The following is a 20,753-nucleotide window of genomic DNA, read 5'->3' as shown; positions in this document are numbered from 1 at the left end:
AAGCTCCGGTTTTCGGGGGTGATTTGGCCGGTGATGTGGGCGCAGGTTTTTCGTAAGCGGTGGAAAGCAATCCTGGTCGGCGCCGCTGGCGGCACCATCCTTGCCATGGCCGGTTTCTACCTGCAGAACGACTGGCACCGCAATGTGCTGGACCCCAAGGTTCCGTTCCAGATCTACCAGACGACGCGCATGCCCCGGACGCCGGATTATCGCAAGGCGGCGGACTGGTATCTCAATCCGGCCCTGGCCCGCTATTACGCCGATCCGCGCAAGGTCGACGTCTTCTTCCTGCACGGCACCACTTTCGACGGCGGCAAGGATTGGGTGGGGGGCGTCGACAATCCTCAAGCGACGAACGATGTCACACGCATCCAGGTCCCGAACTATGCCGGGCCGTTCTCGGTCATGGGCAATGTCTATGCGCCCAAATACCGGCAAGCCAGTCTCTACACGCAGCTGACCGGCCGTGATGATGCGCGTGAAGCCCGGCGCTTCGCCTATACCGACGCTGAGGCGGCTTTCCGCGCCTTCCTGAAGCAGCGCAAGGGTGGCCGGGGCTTCGTCATTGTCGGGGTCGAGCAGGGCGGGCTTCTGGCCGAACGCATCTTACGCGACGAAGTCGCGCCCAATCCGGAACTGCGCGGCCAACTGGTCGCGGCTTATCTGCTCGAGACCCTGGCGCCCCAGGCCCTGTTCATGAGCCCGGGCAGTATTCCGGTCTGCCAGCGCCGCGACGGCACCGGCTGCGTGGTGGCCTATCTCAGCGTCGATGCCGGCCGGCCGGACCAGGCCTTGCAGGTGCTGAAACGCGCCGTCGCCTGGGAAGGTAATAACGAACTGGTCACTCTGGGGTCGGACAAGGCGGTCTGTGTCAATCCGCTGACCGGTGCGGCGACGAATGAAGAGGTCGATGCGCATCGCTCGCAAGGCGCGACGAACGCCACCGGCCTTGAATGGGGTACCGAACCGGCGCTGATCCTGCACAAGGTCGCGGCCAGGTGCCTGAGCGGGCTTTTGATCGTCGACAAGCCGGATTCCCCGACCTTCCGCGACGGGCCGGCCTGGGTTGATCAAAGAAAGGTCAACCCTTACAATCTGTTCTACGGTGATCTTCAGGCTGACCTGCAGTCACGCTGGCAGGCCTTCCAGGATAACTAATCCTGCTTGTCGGCCACGTCCGGCCTCCAGTCGAACAGTTGTTTGAGGACCTCGATGGCCTTGCGCCGGGGTTCGGGTACCGCGTCGCCGTACTCCAGGATATAGGTCGCTTCGCGCGCCGCCGTGGCGATCAGGTCCGAATGCGCTACCGGATCGACGAAGCGATAGTCGGGGAAGCCCGACTGGCGCGCCCCCAGGATGTCGCCTTCGCCGCGCAGCTTCCAGTCCATTTCGGCAATTCTAAAGCCGTCTTCGGTATCGCGCAGCAGTTCCAGCCGGGCACGGGCGTTGTTCGACAACGGCGTATCGTAGAGCAGGATGCACGAACTCTTGTCGGCGCCGCGCCCGACGCGGCCGCGCAACTGATGAAGCTGCGCCAGGCCGAAGCGCTCGGCCTGTTCGATGATGATGATCGAGGCCTGCGGCACGTCGATGCCGACCTCGACCACCGTCGTGGCGCACAGGACGCTGACCTTGCCGGCGGCGAAGCGGCTGACGACGGCATCCTTGTCTTCCGACGGCATCTTGCCGTGGACCAGGCCGATCTCGGTGCCCAGGTGTTCGGTCAGGTCGCGGTGGCGCGCCTGGACGGCGATCAGGTCCGATTCTTCGCTTTCCTCGACCAGCGGACAGATCCAGTAGGCCTGATGGCCGGCGTCGAGCGCGGTACGCAGTCGCATCATGACGTCGGCGATGCGGGCGCGGGGCACGACGGCGGTCTGGATCGGCTGGCGGCCGGCGGGCTTCTCATCGAGGATCGACAGGTCGGCTTCGCCGTACTGCGTCAGCGCCAGGGTGCGCGGGATCGGCGTCGCCGACATCGACAGATAATGGACGGCGTCGCCCTTGGAAAACAGCCGCTGGCGCTGGCCGACACCGAAACGGTGCTGTTCGTCGATGACGGCCAGTTGCAGGGCGTCGAAATTGACGCCTTCCTGGAAGACGGCATGGGTGCCGAATATGATCCGCGCCTCGCCCGACGCGACGGCGGCGCGCTTGGCCTCGCGTTCCTTGCCCTTGTCGCGGCCCGTCATGATCAGCGACGGGATCGACAGGGCGTCGAGGATCGGCAGTGATTTCTCATAGTGCTGGCGCGCCAGGATTTCGGTCGGCGCCATCATCACGCTCTGGAAGCCGGCCTCGGCCAGGTCGATCATGGCCATCAACGCGACCAGCGTCTTGCCGGCGCCGACATCGCCCTGGATCAGGCGGTTCATGCGGTGGCCCGAGCGCAGGTCGCCGCGAATGTCGTCGAGCGCCCGCACCTGGGCTCCGGTGAGCGCGAAGGGCAGGGCAGCCGTCGCCTCATCGGCCCATTCGTGGCGGGCGATGACGCGGGCGGGCTGGGCCTGACGGTGCGATTTGCGGGCCTTCAGCGCCAGTTGGTGCGCCAGGGCCTCGTCATAGGCCAGACGTTGCCTGGGGAGCGCGTCGGGCGACAGGTCGAGGTCGGATTGCGGGGTATGGCTTGCCTCCAAAGCCTGATGAAAGGTCGGCCACAAGTTTTTGTTTCGTATGGTGATATCCTGCCACTCAGGCAGCTCGGGCAAGGTCGATAAGGCCGTCTGGATCAGCTTGCGCAACACGCGCGACGACAGATCGTAGGTCGCCGGATAAACGGGTTCGCAGACCGGGATTTCATCACTTCGCGAAACATCGACAAGATAGTCGGGGTGCGTCATCTGAAGATTGTGGCCGAATCGTTCGACCTTGCCGCTGACCAGCCGCTTTGCGCCGACCGGATGCTGGTCTTCCATGCCGCGGATACGGTGGAAATAGACGAGCGACATCCGTCCGGCCGAATCAAAGACGTCGATACGGTGCGGCCCCTTGGGCGGCGACGGCGGGTAACCGGCGATCGTCACCTCGATCGTCTGGACTTCACCGATGCGCGGGTTGCCGAGATTGGTCAGGGGCCTGCGGATTATGCCGGCCGGCAAGGAAAAGACGAGGTCGCGGACATGGCTGCCGACATGGTTTTCCAGGATCGGAGCGATCTTGGGCCCGACGCCCTTCACGGACGTCACACCGGCAAAATAAGGGAATAAAATTTCCGGGCGCATGGGCTTATCAAGCACCAAAAATGGTTTATGAGAAGCCAGTTTCACAAGCCTTCCACGAGTCTGGTCATGGACGACGATACCGAGGCGCGGAATGCGCGCATCCGCAAGCTGTCTTTCCGGGCCTGGCGCCGCGGTTTCAAGGAAGCCGATATCATCCTTGGGCATTTTTCCGACGAAGCCCTGCCGACGATGAGCGATGCCGAACTCGACATCTTCGAAGTGCTCTTGGAAGTTCCGGACCAGGACCTATATGGCTGGATAATCGAGCGCGATCCGACGCCTGCGGAATTCCAATCGGAAATCATGCGTCGCCTCAACATCTTCTACAAGACAGCTTACAAACACCTCTGAGATGACCGTTTTTTCGCATATCTCATCGTCGTCGTCGGACCTGACGCTCAGCGGCTGCCCGGAAGGCTTCGACGCGCTGGTGGCGTCCGACCTGGCGCGCCGCGAGTCCTTAAGCGTCTTCATCGCCCGCGACTATGCCCGCATGAACGCGGTGATCAGCGCGCTCGGCTTCTTCGCGCCCGACCTTGAGATCCTGCAGTTCCCCGCCTGGGACTGCCTGCCGTACGACCGCATGAGCCCCACGCCCGGCATCGTGGCGCAGCGCATGTACGCCCTGTCGCGGCTGACCGCGCTGCAAGGCAAGAAGCCGGAAAAGCCCCTGCTGCTGATGACAACGGTCAACGCCATGGCGCAGAAGATTCCGCCGCGCGCCGTGGTCTCTGAAGGGCGCCTGAGCCTGAAGCCGGGACAGAGCCAGGATATCGACAAGCTGGAGGCCTATTTCCAGCACCAGGGCTATGCGCGCGTGTCGACCGTGGCCGAACGCGGCGAATTCGCCGTGCGCGGCGGCCTGCTCGACGTCTTCCCGCCGTCGTCGGAAGAGCCGGTGCGCCTCGACTTCTTCGGTGACAGCCTGGAATCGATCCGCACCTTCGACCCGGAAACGCAGCGCTCGCTGAAGCAGGTCCAGGCCATCGACTTCACGTCCGTGTCGGAAATCCGCATGGATGAGGGCTCGATCAGCCGGTTCCGCCAGCAGTATCTCGAAACCTTCGGTGCGGCGGGCGACGATCCGCTCTATAGCGCGCTATCGGCCGGCATCCGCCGCCAGGGGATCGAGCACCTGCTGCCGCTGTTCTACGATCGCCTCGACAGCGCCTTCGCCGTGTTCGACGAGCGTACCCTGATCATGCTCGATGCGCTCGCCGAAAACGCCTTTGCCGAGCGCGCCGAAACGATCCGGGACGCCTACGAACTGCGCGCGGAGGCCGCCAAGGAAAAGGGCGGTGGCGGTTATCGCGCCCTGCCGCCTGAACGTTTGTATCTCGATGCCGCCGCATGGAAGGCGGCATTGTCGAACCATCGTATCCGCCGTTTCGAACCGTTCGAAAAGGAGGGCAGCGACGTCGTCGATCTGGGCGGACGTCCTGGGCGCAACTTCTCGCAGGAGCGCCTGCTCGACGCCACCAACCTCTTCACCTCCGTTGCCGACCACGCCAAGGCCCTGTCGAAACAGGGCAAGCGCGTGCTGTTCGCCTCGTGGACCGAGGGGTCTTCCGATCGCCTGGGCCAGATGCTCGACGACCACGGCATGGGCAAGCTGAGGCTGGCCGGTTCATGGGCGGATGCCCAGAGCTTCGGCGTCGAAGGCACCAAGGCCAAGCCGGTGCAGCGCGCCGTCCTGCCGCTCGACCACGGGTTCGAAACCGAATCCATGGCGGTCATTTCGGAAACCGACATCCTGGGCGACCGCCTGGCGCGGCCGCGCAAGCGCCGCCGGGCGCAGAACTTCCTGGCTGAAGCCTCGGCCCTGACGCCCGGCGACCTGGTCGTCCATATCGAACACGGCATCGGCCGTTATGAAGGGCTGAAGACGCTGGATGTGGCCGGCGCGCCGCACGACTGCCTGGACCTGCAATACGCCAATGACGCCAAGCTGTACCTGCCGGTCGAAAACATCGACCTGCTGACGCGCTACGGCGCCGAGGCCGACGACGCCCAACTCGACCGCCTGGGTTCAGCCAGCTGGCAGGCGCGCAAGGCCAAGGCGAAGGAACGCCTGCGTGTCATGGCCGACGGGCTTATCCAGCTGGCGGCGGCGCGTGCGCTTCGCGAAGGCGCGCAGATCGATCCGCCACAGGGACTGTACGACGAGTTCTGCGCCCAGTTCCCGTATGAGGAAACCGACGACCAGTTGAACGCCATTTCGGACGTGCTGGAAGACCTGGCCAAGGGCCAGCCGATGGACCGCCTGATCTGCGGCGACGTCGGCTTCGGCAAGACCGAGGTGGCGCTGCGCGCCGCCTTCGTGGTCGCCATGTCCGGTCAGCAGGTCGCCATCGTCTGCCCGACGACGCTGCTGGCGCGCCAGCATTTCAAGACGTTCAGCCAGCGCTTTCAGGGCTGGCCGATCCACGTGCGTCAGCTGTCGCGCCTGGTCGGTCGCAAGGAGGCGGACGAGACGCGCCTGGGCCTGAAGAACGGCGAGATCGAGGTCGTTATCGGCACCCACGCCCTGCTGTCGGAACAGGTCGGGTTCAAGGACCTGGGCCTAGTCATCGTCGACGAGGAGCAGCATTTCGGCGTCAAGCACAAGGAAAAGCTCAAGACCTTCCGCGCCGACGTCCACATGCTGGCGCTTTCCGCCACGCCGATCCCGCGCACCCTGCAGATGGCGCTGTCGGGCATCCGCGACATGTCGATCATCGCCACGCCGCCGGTCGACCGCATCGCCGTGCGCACCTATGTGCTGCCCTACGACCCCGTGGCCCTGCGCGAGGCGCTGCTGCGGGAAAAGTATCGCGGCGGCCAGGCCTATTACGTCGTGCCGCGCCTCAGCGACCTGCCGGATGTCGCCGACTTCCTGCGCGCCCAGGTGCCCGAGATCAAGTTCATCATAGGCCACGGCCAGTTATCGCCGACCCAGCTGGAAGACGTGATGACGGCCTTCTACGACGGGCAGTACGATGTGCTGCTGTCGACGACGATCGTCGAATCCGGCCTCGACGTGCCGACGGCCAATACGCTGATCGTCCACCGCGCCGACATGTTCGGCCTGGCGCAGCTCTACCAGATCCGCGGCCGCGTCGGCCGGTCGAAGCAGCGCGCCTATGCCTACCTGACCACTCCGGCGCACAAGACGCTGAGTCTCGCTTCAGAAAAGCGGCTCAAGGTCTTGCAATCGCTGGATAATCTCGGCGCGGGCTTCCAGCTGGCCAGCCACGACCTCGACATTCGCGGCGGCGGCAACCTGCTGGGCCACGAGCAGTCGGGCCATATCCGCGAAATCGGCGTCGAGCTTTATCAGCAGATGCTGGAAGACGCCGTCGCCGAACTGCGTTCCAGGTCGGACGAAAGCCTGACCGACCATCGGTCGTGGTCGCCGCAGATCAATGCCGGCGCCGCCGTCATGATCCCGGAAACCTATATCCCTGACCTCAACATCCGCCTGGCCCTCTATCGCCGGGTGTCGGAGGCCGAAAAGCTCGAGGACCGCGAGGCCCTGGCGTCGGAACTGATCGACCGCTTCGGCCCGATCCCTGAAGAGGCCGAACAACTGCTCAAGGTCGTGGGTATCAAGGGCCTGTGCCGGCAGTCCAATGTCGCCAAGATCGACGTCGGGCCGAAGGGGGCGGTCGTGACCTTCCGCAATGACAGCTTCGCCAACCCCCTGGGCCTGGTGAAATTCCTGCCGACGCGTCCCGACTGGAAGCTGCGTCCCGACCAGAAGCTGCTGGTCAAGGGCGAATGGCCGGATGCCGCAGGGCGGTTGAATGCCGCCGAGAAAATCGTCAAGGAACTGGCGCGGATCGCCGGAGAATAAGAGGTTTACGGCTTTTTGTCTTTCGGCGGGCGGCGGCTGATTGCTTTCACCGCGCCGGGCATGACCATGTGGCTCGATCCCACAGGAGCTAAGTCATGGCCACCACCGCAGATATCGACACGCCTTCGCGCACCGACGAGAAACTTGGGCTTTATGTCGAGCTCGACGCCCGCCAGGACAAGATCGACGAGGTCGCTGCGTTCCTGAAAAGCGCGGAGAGCCTGGTCAGGTCGGAAACCGGCACGCTCGGTTGGTACGCCCTGCGTATCGGCGACAGCCGTTTCGCCATCTTCGACACCTTCGCCAATGAAAGCGACCGTGAAGTGCATCTGGGCGGCCAGGTGGCGAAAATGCTGATGCAAAAAGCGCCGGACCTGCTGACGCACGCGCCGCAGATCCATAAGTGCGAGGTTCTCGCGTCCAAATAGCCTGGGCCATGTGATTTTAGCTTCGCTCAAATCCAGGCTTTAGGCTTTTGTTTTTTCGAGCAATTTGTCCAAAAAGTGCGTCACACTTTTTGGATCTCATCTAGCCGGCCTGCCGGTCGCGGTTGCCGGCGGCTTCGGCGGCCCGCATCAGGGCGTGGGCCGGCGCTTCGCCGCGCTGGATCTGCGCCGCGCCCACTTCGAATTCGACGACGTAGGGCGCCTTACCGCTGCCGGCGTCGAAAGCGGTGCATCCGATCACGGCGGCGATGCGTTCGGCGACGTTGAGCGCGGCGGCGCGCGGCGTGGCGGGCAGGGCCAGGGCAAAGACTTCGTTCGACAGCCGCCCGCCCGAATCCTCGGCGCGGACCAGGCGCGCGATCATCGAGCCGACCTGCGGCACGGCGCGGTCGAGCATCTTCTTCTGGCGCGCGCGGGCGACATCGGGCGTTTCGGCGATCTTAAGCACGCAGATGCTCAGGGGGCGGTTGCGTTGTTCGGCCGCCTTCGACAGGCGCGCCAGGTGTGCGGCGAACAGGTCGCGGCCGAACAGGCCGGTGCCCTTGTCCATTTCGGGGTTACGCCGCATGCTTTCCAGCGTCTTGCGGATGGTCTGCTGGCGGCGGTGGAGCTTTGCCAGGCGCAGCAGGCGGTCGCTGATCTCGGCGACGGATGCCTTGGGATTGGCGACGTCGTTGACACCGCGCATATAGGCGTCGCCCAGGTCGAGCTCCATCGTGCTGTTCAGCCGCAGCAGGACGGGCGTGTGATAGAGCCGCGTATTGCGGCGCATGCCCGAGGCGACGGCCAGCGCTTCGGACGGCTGTTCGCCGCCCCACAGCAGCACGGCATCAAAGCTGCGGTCGTGGAGATAGTCGAAAGCGCTGTAGCTCGACAGGGCCGCCACGATATCGACGCCCTGGTCGCGCAGGGAATGGGTCAGGGCCAGGTATTCCGGATCCGGCTGGCCGATCGACAGCAGCGACAAAGGTGTCGGGTCGTTGGTCAGATGGTCGGCCTGGTCGAGCGGGATGTCGAAGGTCTGGCAGCGGATATCGTATTCTTCTTCGGCCACGCAGGCGCGGATCATATGCTCGACGCACAGGGCGATCTGCTGCGGATGGGCGTCGCGCGTGAAGACCAGGTCCCAGCCTTCGGGCACGGAAAAGCGCGCATCGTCGCGCGACAGGATGACGGGGATGCGGCGCGGCCAGGCCGAGGCGCGAAGCTTTTCATTGAGATGCGGCCAGTCGGCCTGGGAGCTCTCGTCGACCAGCACGGCTTCGATGCCGAGGTCCGAAATGGCGGCATAGGCGGCGTCGGGCGAATGGGCGGTTATGGTCCGCATGCCCAGACGGTCCAGCGCTTCGCTCAGACCCGGCATGCAGCCATCGTCACGGCCGAGCAGCAACAGGCGCGCATTTATGGCCACTCTTTTCGGCTCCGTACTAACGCTTCAATCTTTGTCGCATTTCCTGCGGCCAAGCGGCGGCCACTTGGCCTGGAAATGCTCTGGCCCGACTCACTGGATATCAGTCTTACAGGGTAACAGTAAACAGAGTCATGCGGACCGTCCGGTCCGCACCTCGAAAATCCAATGGGCGCCGTCCGCCTCGGCGCGTTCCAGCACGTGATTGTTCTGATTGCAGAAATGCGGAACGTCGATCTGCGCCATGGGATCGTCGGCCAGAAGCGTAACGTGGCCTTGCGTTTCCAGCGCGCGGCGCAGTTTCAGCGTCGGAACAGGGCAGCGGTGGCCGCGGGCATCGATCAACAGGCTCATCGGCATAGTCTAAGGCGGTACGATATATAATGGAAGCGTGGGAGGTTGTTGCTTCGTGCGGTTCCCCCTTCCGTCTGAATCGGCTTGACGCCGACCCAGCCACCTTCCCCTTAAAAGGGGAAGGAAGGGAGTTCCATACGTCTAATTCCTTCCTTGCGAAGCGGGGAAGGTGGCTCCCCGAAGCCTGGGCGAAGGGGAGACGGAAGGGGCATTGCATAGATTCATCGCGCAATAGCGCTTCAGGTAATGCCACGAGGCTCCAAAAAAAGAAAAAGGGGCAAAACTGGATTTCGCCCCTTCATCAGTATCTTAAGCCGCGGTCTTCAGCGTTTTCAGTCGGCCGGCGTGCGCCTTGATCAGCGCCTGGGTCGACGTGTCGGTGTTGAACACGCTGTACCAGCCTTGCGGCTCGTGCGGCGGATCTCCGACATAGGCGGTTTCCCCACGCAACATGTGATAGGTGTCGGTGTGCAGCGCGCGGCCGGCGCCGCCCCAGGCCCAGAAGTTCGAACCGGCGACCGGCGTATCGCTGCGGATCGCGTCCTCGACCGCCGCATAGATCAGGCCGTAGAACTTGTCCTTGTAGGTCGTCGGCACGTCGGGGGCGTACTTGCCGCCGTCGCGCGGGAAGCCGAATTCCTCGAAGACCAGCGGCTTGTTGAGCTCCTTGGCCATCTGGATGTGGGCGTCGATATAGGCCTGGACCTTGGCCGCGCCGGCGTCGAACGTGCCGGCCAGATCCTTGTCGCTGACCCAGCTCCAGTTCAGCGGCCAGATATGCGCCGTCAGGTAGTCGATATGCTCGTGCGCGCGCATGACCAGGTCGCGGTTGTTGTTGGCGCCCATCAGGCCTTCGTGGCCGAGCGAGATCAGGTGGTTCTTGTCGAGCGAGCGGATCAGGCTGCACGTGTCGGCGATCCAGCCGCAATAGGCGTCGGCGTTCTTCGCGATGGCGGCGTCGCTGCCGCCCGGGCGCGGCTCGTTCGACAGCTGCCACGCCATGATGGTCGGATCGTTGCGGTAGCTGGTCTTTGTGATGCTGTTGGTGCGGGTCACCAGCATTTTCACGTAGTCGTAATAGACGGCCTTGGCAGGCGCGTTGCCGTAGAACTGCGCCGAGAAATCGGCGAATTCCGGCCACGGATGCGCCGGGTCGTTCATGTTGATGTAGTTGCCGCCGTTGGTATAGTACTGCAGCGTCACCATGCCGCCCGACCATTCCCAGAAGTTGGTCAGGTACAGGACCGCCTTCATGTCGCGCTTCTTCATTTCGGCGAGCAGGAAGTCGAGGCCGGCCAGCAGGTCCTTGTTGTAGGTGCCGGGCTTGATCGTGATGGCGGGATCGAGCGAATTCTTGAGCGGCGACAGTTCGCCCGAGCCCAGGACGCGCAGATTGGTCACGCCCAGCGCCTTCAGATCGTCGAGCTCCCTGACCAGACGGGCGCGGTTGCCGAAGGCGGCCGGTGCGCCGAGGTAGGCGCCGTACCAGATATTGGCGCCGACATAGCGATAGGTGTCGCCGTTGAGCTTGAAATGGGTGCCGTCGCGGGTGACGAAGCCCGAGCCCGTCTTACCCTTGTGTTTGCTTTTGGCATCGGCGCCGGCGGCCGTCAGGGCCAGGGCGGTCATGGTGCTGGCGAGGGCGCCGCCGAGGACGCCGCGGCGTGACAGGGGGGCTTTGGAATTCGGCTTCATGTTCGTCTCCCGTTTCTTTCCCGCTTGGATGCGAGTCTTGTCCTTGATGTACCGAAGGATAATGAAAGATGAAATACTAAATCTCGTGATCCGGAGGGCTATGCGAAAAAGTGCCGGCGGTTTTTTGGCTGCGCCGGACGGTGTTCGCATAAGAGCGCACCAAAGCAAAAAGCCGGTACTACCGGGTAGTGCCGGTGGTATGGCCGGCCAGGAGCGTTTGCAGGTGATGCTTGATGTCAGGCGTCACGGCCTTGGCCTCCATGCCGTTGAGGGCAGCGTACAGGCCCCACAACAGGTTCAGGCTTACTCTGTCCGGATATAGGTGCTTCAGGCGTGCATACGCATCGACTGCGCCCGTTTTTTCCAAGTCTTTCCGGGTGGTTATGCCGATATCTTTAAGCCATTTTCTGGACTGCGGGCCTAGCCCGGGCAATAGGTCTGACGTTTGTTTTACCGGTTTGGTCTTGGCGCTGCGCCGCGCAACGCCGAGGGCTTTGTCGGCCCAGGCGAACAGGGCGTCGCGATCCTCGATGATCTCGTCCGGCAGCCGCCAGAGCCGTTCATGGCCACGATCTGGCCGTCCTTGTGGGGGTAGCTGAAAGGCTCGGAACTCGCGGCCTCGAAATCGGGCCGGGTCGTATCGTCGACCTTGAAATAGACGACGCCGTTGTCGATCAGCGCAAAGAACAGGCCGTCGCGGTAAACGCCCATGCCGCCGAACATCCGCTTCAGGCGGATTTCACCCCACGGGGCGAGGCAGTCGGCCAGATAGTGGTGAGGTGCGGACGCCATGACGATTCCTGAACGGAGTCAAAGCGTCGGTTGAAAGTCTTAACGAATGGTAAATTCAGGCGATGTCGACGACGGCATTTCCCTTACGCAGCAAGGCATAGCCATTCATGCGGCGATAGGGGCGCAGGCGCGCTTCGGGCGTCCAGCGCATCAGGACCCGGACGATGGCCGGCGCCGGCAGGTCGCGTCCGATCTTTATGCCTTCCTCGCCGGTATAGCGCATCTCTGCGACCTCCCAGCCGTTGTGCGCGAAGAAGCGCGGCCAGTCGAGCGGATCGTTGCCTGGGTCGAAGATAAAGGGGGCGTTTTTCGCCAGGCGCTTCTGGATCTTGCCGCGTCCGCTGACCGTCTTGAAAAACGGTGAAAAATAGTCGGTCAGCCAGTAGACGAAGTTTGGTTCGGCCGCCAGGGCGTCGGCCAGCGAGGCGACGGCGGCGTTCGACAGGTAGGGGATGACGCCCTCGGTCAGGACCAGGATGCGGCCGCTCGATCCGTTCAGGCGATCGAGCAGGGCGCGCCGTTCGTCCTCGTCCGCCAGGTTGCAGGCGATGCGCAACAGGTGGCAGACCGGGGCGTGTTCCTTCAGCTTTTCGGTCTTGTAGTCGATGACGTGCTCGAAATCGACCTCGACCCATTGCAGACTGTGCGGCAGGTCGAGGCGATAGGGGCGGGTGTCCAGCCCCGCGCCGAGATTGACGATGGTGTCGACGCCGTCGGCGATGGCTTCGGCGATATAGCGGTCGATGATCCAGGTGCGGATCGACATCGACCACTGCATGGCGCGGACAATGCCCATGTGGCGGGCCAATTTCGCGCCGCGGTCGCCCACCAGCACCTTGGCCAGCGGGTCGTGAAACAGAGCGTCCTTCCGCTTGGTTTCAAGCCAGCGATAATAGGCGACCCAGAAGGCCGTATCCGACACATGTTCGATGGACTCGCTCATAAGGTGACACTGTTACACCAAACGGGCGCTGTCGCCTAAAAGCTTTTCAACCGCGCCCAGGCCTGCGCCATCAGCATCTCGGTCAGATCCGCCGCGGGAAGCGCCGGTGACAGGTGCGCGGACTGTCCGGCCCACAAGTTTGTAAAGTCGTCGTGGCCTTCGCTTTCGGCCCTGGCTCTCAGCGCCGCAAGGGCTTTGCCGGCCATCGGGAAGTCGGGCGCTGTCGCAGACATCGGGCCCAGGTCGCGCACCAGCCGGTTGACGATACCGCGCGCGGGTCGGCCGCTGAAGACATTGGTCAGCGCCGTATTATCGTCGCGCGCGGACGCCAGGGCGCGGGCGTGCAGCGGGTTGAGCCTGGCTTCCGGGCATTTCAGGTAGGCCGTGCCCAACTGCACGCCGTCGGCGCCCAACATGAAGGCGGCGGCGATGCCGCGCGCATCGCCGATGCCGCCGGCGGCGATGACCGGCACGCCGACCGCGTCGACGATTTGCGGCACGAGCGCCAGGGTGCCCGACCGCGTCGCCACGTCGCGATCGAGGAACATGCCGTTATGGCCACCGGCTTCCACGCCTTGCGCGATCACGATGTCGCAGCCGTTTTTCTCAAGCCATACGGCTTCCGCCACGGTGGTCGCCGACGACATGATCACCGCGCCCGTCGCCTTGGCGCGGTCGAACAGGCTTTTTTCCGGCAGGCCGAAATGGAAGCTGATGACCTCGGGCCTGACGTCTTCGGCTACAGCGCACAGGGCGTCGTTGAAAGGCGTGCGATAGACGAAGGCGGCTTCCGCGTCGTTCGCGACGCCGAATTCCGCAAAATAGGCTGAGATTTCCTCGCGCCAGCGCCGGTCGCGTTCAGCATCCAGAGTTGGAGCTTTGTGGCAGTAGAAGTTGAGATTTATGGTTTTTTTTGTTTTGCTGCGGATGAATGCTGCGGCCTCGAGCACGCGGTCGGGCGAAAGCATGCCGCAGGCCAGCGATCCCAGCCCGCCGGCCTCGGATACCGCCACCGTCATGTCGGGAGAATCCGATCCGGCCATCGGCGCCTGGACGATCGGAAGCCGGATGCCCAGCCTTTGGCAAATGCGGTTACCGGTCCACGCCATGTCGGCCTCGTTCTGCTTTCCCCGAGACCCAACATGGGCCCATTGCCGGCAAAACAAAAGCTCCCGCCAGGACGACGGGAGCTTTTTCTGGCTTCAGCCTGGATTACCGTCGGCGCCCGGGCCCCTGCCAACCGCCACGGTCATATTCGTATCGGTCGTCGGGGTGACTTTGGCGATAGTTGCGGTGGTCGTCCTGCCGCCGGTCCGGATTGCCGCGATCGTCTTCGCGGGCGACGGGACGGTCGGAGCGATCGCCGTAGCCGCGGCTGTCAAAGCGATCGGACGGCTGGTCGTAGCCACGGTCCTGGCCGCGATACCGGTCCTCGTCGCGATGGCGTTCGTTGCTGTAGCGGCCCTGGTTGTCGCGGTCCCAGTCGCGATGACGATCCTGGCTGCCCTGCGACGACCAGGCGCGATTGCCACTTTCTTGATTGCGATGCTGATCGTAGGCGTCGTCATAGCGCGGATCGGCCGTCGCTTCCCGCCAGCGGTTGCGGGGCTGTTCGCGGGCTTCGCGTTCGAAATCGCGGCCATTGTCGTTGGGACGATAGCTCTGCGGGCGCGGGCGATATTGTCCGCCTTCGCTGTAATAGCGGTCGCGGTCGCCGTAGGGGCTCTGGTCAAAGGCCCGCTGGCCGCTGCGGTATGGATTGCGGTCGTCATAGCCGGCATCGGAATAGCGGCGGTAATCGTTGCCGTATTCGCGGCTCAGCCGTTCGTCCTCGCCGCGCGCCGATGTGTGGCCATGGCCCTGGGACGCCTGACGGCCGCGATCGTAGCCGGCGTCGCGGTCTTGGCGGTGTGGCCGGCGGTCGTAATAGGTATCGTCGGGTTCGCCAAACAGGCTGCGTTGCTCAGTGTCGCGCCGGCGATAATCGTCGTCCGTGCCGCGGACCTGGCGGCCATAGCCCGGATCGTCGTCCTGGTGACGGCCCTGCGCGATCTGGCGGTCGCGGCGGACGGGCTCGTAATCGTCGTGATGGCCGTTGCCGTTCGTCGCGGCGCTGCCGTTGCGCTTGCGCGATCTGTCGATGGTTTCGTCTTCGGCCCTGCCGGCAGCGGCTTTTTGCCGGGGCTTTTCGCCGGCCCTGGCCTGCACATCGGCGGTTTCGCCGGGTGTCGGCGCGGGCGGTTTGGCCGGCGCGGTGTTGTTGCCGCCAGCCGCATCAGCGTCCTGGACATTGCCTGTGGCCTGAGCGGTGTCGCTTTGCGGCGTTTCGGTTTCGGGCTGTTTGGTCTGGGCCATGGGGAATCCTTTCGAAAGCGGACGGGCCGACACTGTGCGGAAATCCCAGCCTGCGCCCGCGTGATCCCAAGTCTAAGATCCGGCCCATAAGGTTGGCATGGCATAGGTGCGGCCCGCGTATAAGGACGCGATCAAGGCTCATTGCCTTTCTCGTCTCGCGCCGTGATTACCGCCTGTTCGGCGTCGAGATCCTCCAGGACTTCACGTAGGACCTCGTCGTTAAGCGCCTCGGCGTCGCGCTGCTCGATCAGGGCTTCGCGCTGGGCGGCGACGACCTTGTTGGCGGCTTCGACCAGCCGGCCCAGCTGTTCGGGATCGTCGATATGCGGGTCGGTCTGCTTCTGGACGGCCTTCAGCCATTTGGCGACGCGTTTGGCCTCGATATCGTCGATGACGTCGCCACGCAGGTCCTCGATGGCGCGGGCTGTCGTTTCCTGGATGATGCGGCGGGCGCGAACGATCTCGTCCCGCCGTGCGCGTGTTTCGTCGCCCGTGTCGAGATCGAGCCGGCGGACCAGCCATGGCATGGTGACGCCGTGCAGCAGGAGCGTGCCCAACGCGACCCCGAAGGCGATCGGCACCAGCACGCTGCGGCCCGGTACCGCATCGCCTGCCGCCGTCAGCATGGGCGCGCCGGCCGCGGCCGCCAGGGTCAGCACGCCGCGCATGCCGGCCCAGGACAGCACCATGTTCTCCTTGGCGTTCAGCACGCGGCGGTCGTCGTCCTTGCGCAGGGTCAGGCGCGCGGTGTGTCCGGCCAGCGCGCCGCTGAGGAAGATCCAGGCGAAGCGCACGGCGATCAGCAGGCCGATCACCGCAAGGCCCGCCGCCAGCAATACGCCGGCGTGGAAGCCGCTGTGGAAGGCGTCTTCGACCACGATACGGAAGCGCAGGCCGATATAGGCGAAGACGAAGGCTTCGAGCAGGGTATCGGCGGCGCGCCAGACCTCGCGTTCCTGGATACGGCCGGAAAAGTCGATCTCGCCAGCCTTGTGGCCCAGGGTAAAGCCGGCAAAGACCACGGCGATGACGCCCGACCCATGGGCTGTGTCGGCCAGGCTATAGGCGGCAAACGGCGTGATAAAGGCCAGTGCGGTCGTCAGCGCCGACTGGCTGAGCTTGCGGCGGATCAAATGGACGGTCAGGCCGAGACCGATCCCGACCCCCAGGCCGATGCCCGCAGCGTAGAGAAAGTACAGAAAGCCGTTGTCGATAAAGGTGTGGGTCTGCGCCGCCCACGCGGCCGCGACGCTGAACAGGGTCAGGGCCGCCGCGTCGTTGATCAGGCTTTCGCCCTTGAGGATGGTCATCACCCGCTGCGGAAGACCCAGCCGGGTACCGATGGCGACCGCACTGACCGCATCCGGCGGCGCCACGACGGCCCCGAGCATCAGGGCCACGGCGAACGGCACGCCGGGGATCAGCATGTGAATGAGCAGGGCAACCGCAAAGGCGCCCGCCAGGACCATGGCCACGCCGAGATTGAGGATCGAGCGGATATGCCGCAGGAAGCTGACGACCGAAAAGTCCGCCGCGGCCGAATAGAGCAGGGGCGGCAGCACGATGCCCAGCAGGGTCTCAGGCGGAATCTGGCTGCGCGGCGCGCCGGGCAGGAAGGACGCGGCCATGCCGACGGCAGCCAGCAGCACCGGCGCCGGAATATTGCGCTTGTCGGCCACGATCGTCAGCCCGATGGCGGCGATCATGACGGCCAGGATCTGCCAGATTTCCATGCGAAACGGAGCCTAGACGCCATGCGGAATTTTTCGCATGGCGTTCAGGGCGTTAGGCTGCAAAGCGCTTGTAAGCGGTCTATTTTGCGGGTGTCAGGGTCAGCAGCACGACATCGTTGCTGTGCATGGGGATGCTGACCGACGCCTTGCCGCTCTTGCCGACCGTGACGGTCTTTTCGCTTTCGGCGGCATCGCGGGTCAGGGCCTGCATCTGGTCGAGCTGGGCGGGCGTCAGGCTGGCCGGCGCGCCCAGGTCGATATAGGCCGAATAGGCGTCGTTGTGACGATAGCCGGTGCGGTGGATTGTCACCGTGTATTTGCCGGGCTTGAGGTGGCTGACGCCGACATCGGCGGCGGGCGCGTCCGTGTTCGGCACCAGTCGCTTATAGAACGGCCGGTTGCTGACCGTCTGCGCCGGCTGTTCGAAGTCCCACACCACGGCGGAAACCGAAGACCCGTCCGCCGAGGCCCAGGTTTGCGCGTCGGCCACGGGCAAGTCGTTGCCCTTGAGAGCGTGCAGGTATTTGTAGGCAAACCAGGCCGGCTTGCGGATGCCCTGCGGGTTCATCAGGCCGAAGCCGCCCTCGAACGGCTTGCCCTGCGGGCCGGGCTCCTCGAACAGGTCGCTATAGGTCCAGTAGCTCATGCCCTGGGCGATACCCTTGACCGTTTTCAGCTTGGTCAGGATGTAGGGCGCCGAAACATAGGAGTCGTGCACCAGGTCGCGCGGCGTGTAGCTGGTGCTCCATTCGGTGAAATAGAGCGGCAGGTTGGGGAATTTCGACGCCGAGATCTGCTGGCGCACGCGCTTGACATCGCCGACAATGGCTTCGGGTGAGGGATCGAGCTTGGTGTCGCCCTGGCCGTTTTCATCGAGGAAGCCGCCGTTGACGCCATAGGTGTGCGTCGAGACGAAATCGACCTTGGCGCCGCTCTTGCTGACATGGTCGAGGAATTCCGGCACCCAGCCGGCGCCCGCCGTCGACGGTCCGCCGACGCGAAGATCGGGATCGATCGCCTTGATGGTGTTGGAGGTCAGGTCGAACAGGTCGAAATAGGCGGCCTGGTCGGCCTTTTCCCAGAAGCCGTCGAGATTGGGCTCGTTCCACACCTCGAAGAACCAGCTGCGGACCTCGTCCTTGCCGTAGCGCGCCTCGATATGGCGCACGAACGCGTCGACCAGGGCCTTCCAGCCGTCGGGCTTGGGATGCGACGTATTGCCCTGCCAGTAGAAGATCTTGTTGTCCGACGTTTTCAGCGCCTGCGGCGTGAAGCCCAGTTCGACGAAAGGCTTGATGTGACGCGCCAGCAGGTCGTCGTAGAGCTGGTCGATCTTCGTCCAGTCATAGGTGACCTGGCCGTCGGCGCCGGTTTTGACCGTGCCCAGCACGTCGTGGAAAATGGCGTGGAAGCGGATATAGCGGAAGCCGAGTTCATCGGTCGCGGTCTTCAACTGCGCTTGGCTGTCGTCGCGGATCAGTGTGCCGGGATAGTCGGAACCGACCGACAGGTCGTAGAATCGGTCGACCGGCTGCGTGGCCTTGGCGACGTCGATGTCGATCCGGCGCGCAGCGGGTGCGGCCAAGGCCTGGGACGCAGCCAAAAGGCCAAGGGAAACAAAGCTTAAAAGCCATGTTTTACGAGATTTCATGAGTGTTCTCCTTCCCGCATACCGCCGTTTTGTCCGGCTATTTAATAAATTAATTTATTGAATACCGGGGCTGCGGTATGAAGGCAAGCATTGCGGCCGTCACCCGGCGCAAGCCGCCAACCATAACAATCCTGGGGAGAGACATTTATGAAGCTCGTATCGATTGCCGCCCTGGCCGTGGCGCTTGCCGCCGGTTCCGCAATGGCGGCCGCGCCCGTGGTGGCGCCCATAGCAACCGCACCGGCTGGCCTGAAGCCGCTGGCGATGACGATCGGCGGGCGTGTCCAGCAGAAGGACGGCGATTACACCTACCAATGGCCGGGCACCTATTTCGATACGGCTTTCGAGGGCCAGGCGGTCTATTTCAAGGTCGGCAAGGGCGACGAAATCCTCCATGTCACCGTCGATGGCCAGGCGTCCGCGCCGATGGTCAAGCCCGCGCCTGGCCTGTACGGCGTCGAAGGCCTGTCCAAGGGCAAGCACACGGTGCGCATCGAAGTGGTGACCGAAAGCCAGGCGGCGCCCGATACTTTCGGCGGCTTCTCGGTGGCCGCCGATGCAAAACCGGTGGCGTTGAAGGCCCGCGCCCGCCAGATCGAATTCATCGGCGACTCGCATACGGTCGGCTACGGCAACATCTCGACGACGCGTGACTGCACGACCGACGATGTGTGGAAGACGACCGACAATTCGGTCGCCTTCGGACCGGTGACGGCGCGCCATTACGACGCCGACTATCAGATCAACGCCATTTCCGGCCACGGCATCGTGCGCAACTACAACGGCTTTGCCGGCGATCCCGTGCCGGTGGCCTATCCCTACGTCCTGCTGAGCCACGATACGCAGTACCAGGACGCCGCCTGGCAGCCGCAGATCATCGTCATCGCGCTGGGCACCAACGACTTTTCGACCCCGCTCAATGCCGGCGAAAAATGGAAGACGCGCGATGAACTCCATGCCGACTATGAGGCAACGTACGGCCAGTTCCTGAAGGACCTGCGCGCCCGCAACCCCAAGGCTTTCTTCATCCTGTGGGCGACCGACATGGCGGACGGAGAAATCGCGGCCGAGGAAAAGAAGGTTGCCGACCAGTTCAAGGCGTCAAACGACAATCGCATCACCTTCATTCCGTTCAGCGGTTTGCAGATGACGGGCTGTCACTGGCATCCGTCGGCCGGCGACGATCAGACGATTTCCAAGGCGTTGGTCGGCTTTATCGACGCGCATCCGGACCTGTGGCAGGGGAAGTAGGTGACGGCGGCAGTAGCTGGGCGCGAGGCCCGTATCGCGGCGATTGAGGCGCGATACGCGGTAACCTTGCCAGAGGATTTCCGTAGCTATCTGGGCGGCGATTGCCCGGAACAAGAACGCCACGATGCAGAGAACACGACCTGGTGGGGACTGGATCAGATTGGTTCGCTGCCTGACGCACATCCGTACGCGGCGGCGGGGGAACTGGCTCGGCTGGCCGTCGACAAGTATCTCGTTTTTGCGGATTATATGGTCTGGTGCTGGGCTTGGGCGATAAATTGTGGAGACGACGAGCATCGAGGGAAGATTGCGATTATCGACGGAAGTGCAGATCGGTTTGTCGCTGGTTCCTTCCGTGATTTCCTGCAATTATATACCGTAAATCCATCAGATGTTTTCTGAAAATCCAGCGCTAAAAATGTGACTCCGTTGCGAAAATTCGCCGGAAACGCGAGCGTTGAATTGACATCCGGCGTCTGGTCAGGCGTTAAGCCGCGCATGACTTTGTTTATGGTTGATGTCGAGACCGACGGCCCGGCGCCCGGTCTCTTCTCCATGGTCTCGCTGGGTTGCGTTCGTGTCGACCGGCAGATGACCACCACCTTCAAGGCGATTTTCGCGCCTGTTTCCGACCGCTTCAATCCCGATGCCCTGGCGATATCGAATATCGACCGGGCCACGCACGAGGCCTATCCCGATCCGGCCGAGGGCATGGCGGCGTTCGCGGCTTTCCTCGATGGGAATTCGAAAGGCCGTCCGGTTTTCATATCCGACAATCTGGCCTTCGACTGGTCGTTTACCAACTACTATTTCCATCGTTTTGTCGGGCGCAATCCGTTCGGCCATTCCGGCCGTCGGCTGGGTGACTTTTATGCCGGGCTGGAGAAAAAGTTCGGCGCGGCCAGTGAATGGAAAAAATTCCGCCGTACGCATCACACACATGATCCGGTCGATGACGCCCGAGGCAATGTCGAAGCCCTTCTACACATAGCTGACCTCCACGGCGTGAAGCTGCCGGAGTAATAGTAGGAAATTTCCTACTAGACGGCTTGGCACGGCGATAGCATCG

Annotated in this window: 18 protein-coding genes; 7 read left to right on the top strand and 11 right to left on the bottom strand. The window is 63.6% G+C overall.

Annotated features, from left to right (window positions below; all coding sequences use genetic code 11):
- Window positions 1-33 precede the first annotated feature (33 nt).
- Complete coding sequence (locus AB8717_RS12110) at window positions 34-1,158, top strand: DUF3089 domain-containing protein (protein WP_443747590.1); 1,125 nt, start codon at window positions 34-36, stop codon at window positions 1,156-1,158.
- Here the strand turns inward: AB8717_RS12110 and recG are convergent.
- Window positions 1,155-3,221 carry an ATP-dependent DNA helicase RecG gene (gene recG / locus AB8717_RS12105; protein WP_443747589.1) on the bottom strand — a complete coding sequence of 689 codons (2,067 nt, stop codon included), beginning with the start codon at window positions 3,219-3,221 and terminating at the stop codon, window positions 1,155-1,157. The genes AB8717_RS12110 and recG overlap by 4 nt on opposite strands.
- A 66-nt stretch (window positions 3,222-3,287) precedes the next feature.
- Between recG and AB8717_RS12100 the strand changes: the two genes are divergently transcribed.
- The 3 genes from AB8717_RS12100 (at window position 3,288) to AB8717_RS12090 (ending at window position 7,484) form a co-directional block, all read left to right on the top strand.
- Window positions 3,288-3,572 carry an FAD assembly factor SdhE gene (locus tag AB8717_RS12100; protein ID WP_443747588.1) on the top strand — a complete coding sequence of 95 codons (285 nt, stop codon included), beginning with the start codon at window positions 3,288-3,290 and terminating at the stop codon, window positions 3,570-3,572.
- A gap of 1 nt (window position 3,573) precedes the next feature.
- On the top strand, window positions 3,574-7,056 hold the full coding sequence (gene mfd / locus AB8717_RS12095) for a transcription-repair coupling factor (RefSeq protein WP_443747587.1): 3,483 nt from the start codon (window positions 3,574-3,576) through the stop codon (window positions 7,054-7,056).
- 95 nt (window positions 7,057-7,151) lie between these two features.
- On the top strand, window positions 7,152-7,484 hold the full coding sequence (locus tag AB8717_RS12090) for a putative quinol monooxygenase (RefSeq protein WP_443747586.1): 333 nt from the start codon (window positions 7,152-7,154) through the stop codon (window positions 7,482-7,484).
- A gap of 100 nt (window positions 7,485-7,584) precedes the next feature.
- Here the strand turns inward: AB8717_RS12090 and AB8717_RS12085 are convergent, their stop codons facing one another.
- The 10 genes from AB8717_RS12085 to AB8717_RS12040 form a co-directional block, all read right to left on the bottom strand.
- Entirely contained in the window at window positions 7,585-8,913 is a 1,329-nt protein-coding gene (locus AB8717_RS12085) for a GGDEF domain-containing protein (protein ID WP_443747585.1), read from the bottom strand.
- Between the two features lie 129 nt (window positions 8,914-9,042).
- Window positions 9,043-9,270, bottom strand: coding sequence for a sulfurtransferase TusA family protein (locus tag AB8717_RS12080; RefSeq protein WP_443747584.1), 228 nt, complete (start codon window positions 9,268-9,270; stop codon window positions 9,043-9,045).
- A gap of 303 nt (window positions 9,271-9,573) precedes the next feature.
- Window positions 9,574-10,959: a glycoside hydrolase 5 family protein gene (locus tag AB8717_RS12075; RefSeq protein WP_443747583.1), complete on the bottom strand. Its 1,386-nt coding sequence runs from the start codon at window positions 10,957-10,959 to the stop codon at window positions 9,574-9,576.
- A gap of 178 nt (window positions 10,960-11,137) precedes the next feature.
- Window positions 11,138-11,392 (bottom strand): TfoX/Sxy family DNA transformation protein, encoded by a 255-nt coding sequence (locus tag AB8717_RS12070; protein WP_443747582.1) that lies wholly within the window; start codon window positions 11,390-11,392, stop codon window positions 11,138-11,140.
- Between the two features lie 17 nt (window positions 11,393-11,409).
- Entirely contained in the window at window positions 11,410-11,751 is a 342-nt protein-coding gene (locus AB8717_RS12065; RefSeq protein WP_443747581.1) for a TfoX/Sxy family protein, read from the bottom strand.
- Window positions 11,752-11,806: 55 nt separating this feature from the next.
- Window positions 11,807-12,694, bottom strand: coding sequence for a class I SAM-dependent methyltransferase (locus AB8717_RS12060; RefSeq protein WP_443747580.1), 888 nt, complete (start codon window positions 12,692-12,694; stop codon window positions 11,807-11,809).
- Window positions 12,695-12,729: 35 nt separating this feature from the next.
- Window positions 12,730-13,803, bottom strand: coding sequence for an NAD(P)H-dependent flavin oxidoreductase (locus AB8717_RS12055; RefSeq protein ID WP_443747579.1), 1,074 nt, complete (start codon window positions 13,801-13,803; stop codon window positions 12,730-12,732).
- 103 nt (window positions 13,804-13,906) lie between these two features.
- The gene (locus AB8717_RS12050) at window positions 13,907-15,049 is read right to left on the bottom strand and encodes a hypothetical protein (RefSeq protein ID WP_443747578.1); all 1,143 of its coding nucleotides are present in this window, start codon (window positions 15,047-15,049) and stop codon (window positions 13,907-13,909) included.
- A gap of 131 nt (window positions 15,050-15,180) precedes the next feature.
- On the bottom strand, window positions 15,181-16,782 hold the full coding sequence (locus AB8717_RS12045) for a cation:proton antiporter (RefSeq protein WP_443747577.1): 1,602 nt from the start codon (window positions 16,780-16,782) through the stop codon (window positions 15,181-15,183).
- Window positions 16,783-16,861: 79 nt separating this feature from the next.
- Window positions 16,862-18,433 (bottom strand): GH39 family glycosyl hydrolase, encoded by a 1,572-nt coding sequence (locus AB8717_RS12040; RefSeq protein ID WP_443747576.1) that lies wholly within the window; start codon window positions 18,431-18,433, stop codon window positions 16,862-16,864.
- Between the two features lie 147 nt (window positions 18,434-18,580).
- Here AB8717_RS12040 and AB8717_RS12035 point away from each other — a divergent pair, with 147 nt between their 5' ends.
- The 3 genes from AB8717_RS12035 to AB8717_RS12025 are packed head-to-tail and all read left to right on the top strand — an operon-like array spanning window position 18,581 to window position 20,707.
- Window positions 18,581-19,684 (top strand): GDSL-type esterase/lipase family protein, encoded by a 1,104-nt coding sequence (locus tag AB8717_RS12035; RefSeq protein WP_443747575.1) that lies wholly within the window; start codon window positions 18,581-18,583, stop codon window positions 19,682-19,684.
- Window positions 19,685-20,086, top strand: coding sequence for an SMI1/KNR4 family protein (locus AB8717_RS12030; RefSeq protein WP_443747574.1), 402 nt, complete (start codon window positions 19,685-19,687; stop codon window positions 20,084-20,086).
- A gap of 27 nt (window positions 20,087-20,113) precedes the next feature.
- Complete coding sequence (locus AB8717_RS12025; RefSeq protein ID WP_443747573.1) at window positions 20,114-20,707, top strand: 3'-5' exonuclease; 594 nt, start codon at window positions 20,114-20,116, stop codon at window positions 20,705-20,707.
- Window positions 20,708-20,753 lie beyond the last annotated feature (46 nt).

Source organism: Asticcacaulis solisilvae (genome assembly GCF_052327315.1).
GTDB lineage: Bacteria > Pseudomonadota > Alphaproteobacteria > Caulobacterales > Caulobacteraceae > Asticcacaulis > Asticcacaulis solisilvae_B.
Note: the sequence above shows the minus strand (reverse complement) of the source record. Positions and strands in the feature narration are given on the sequence as shown.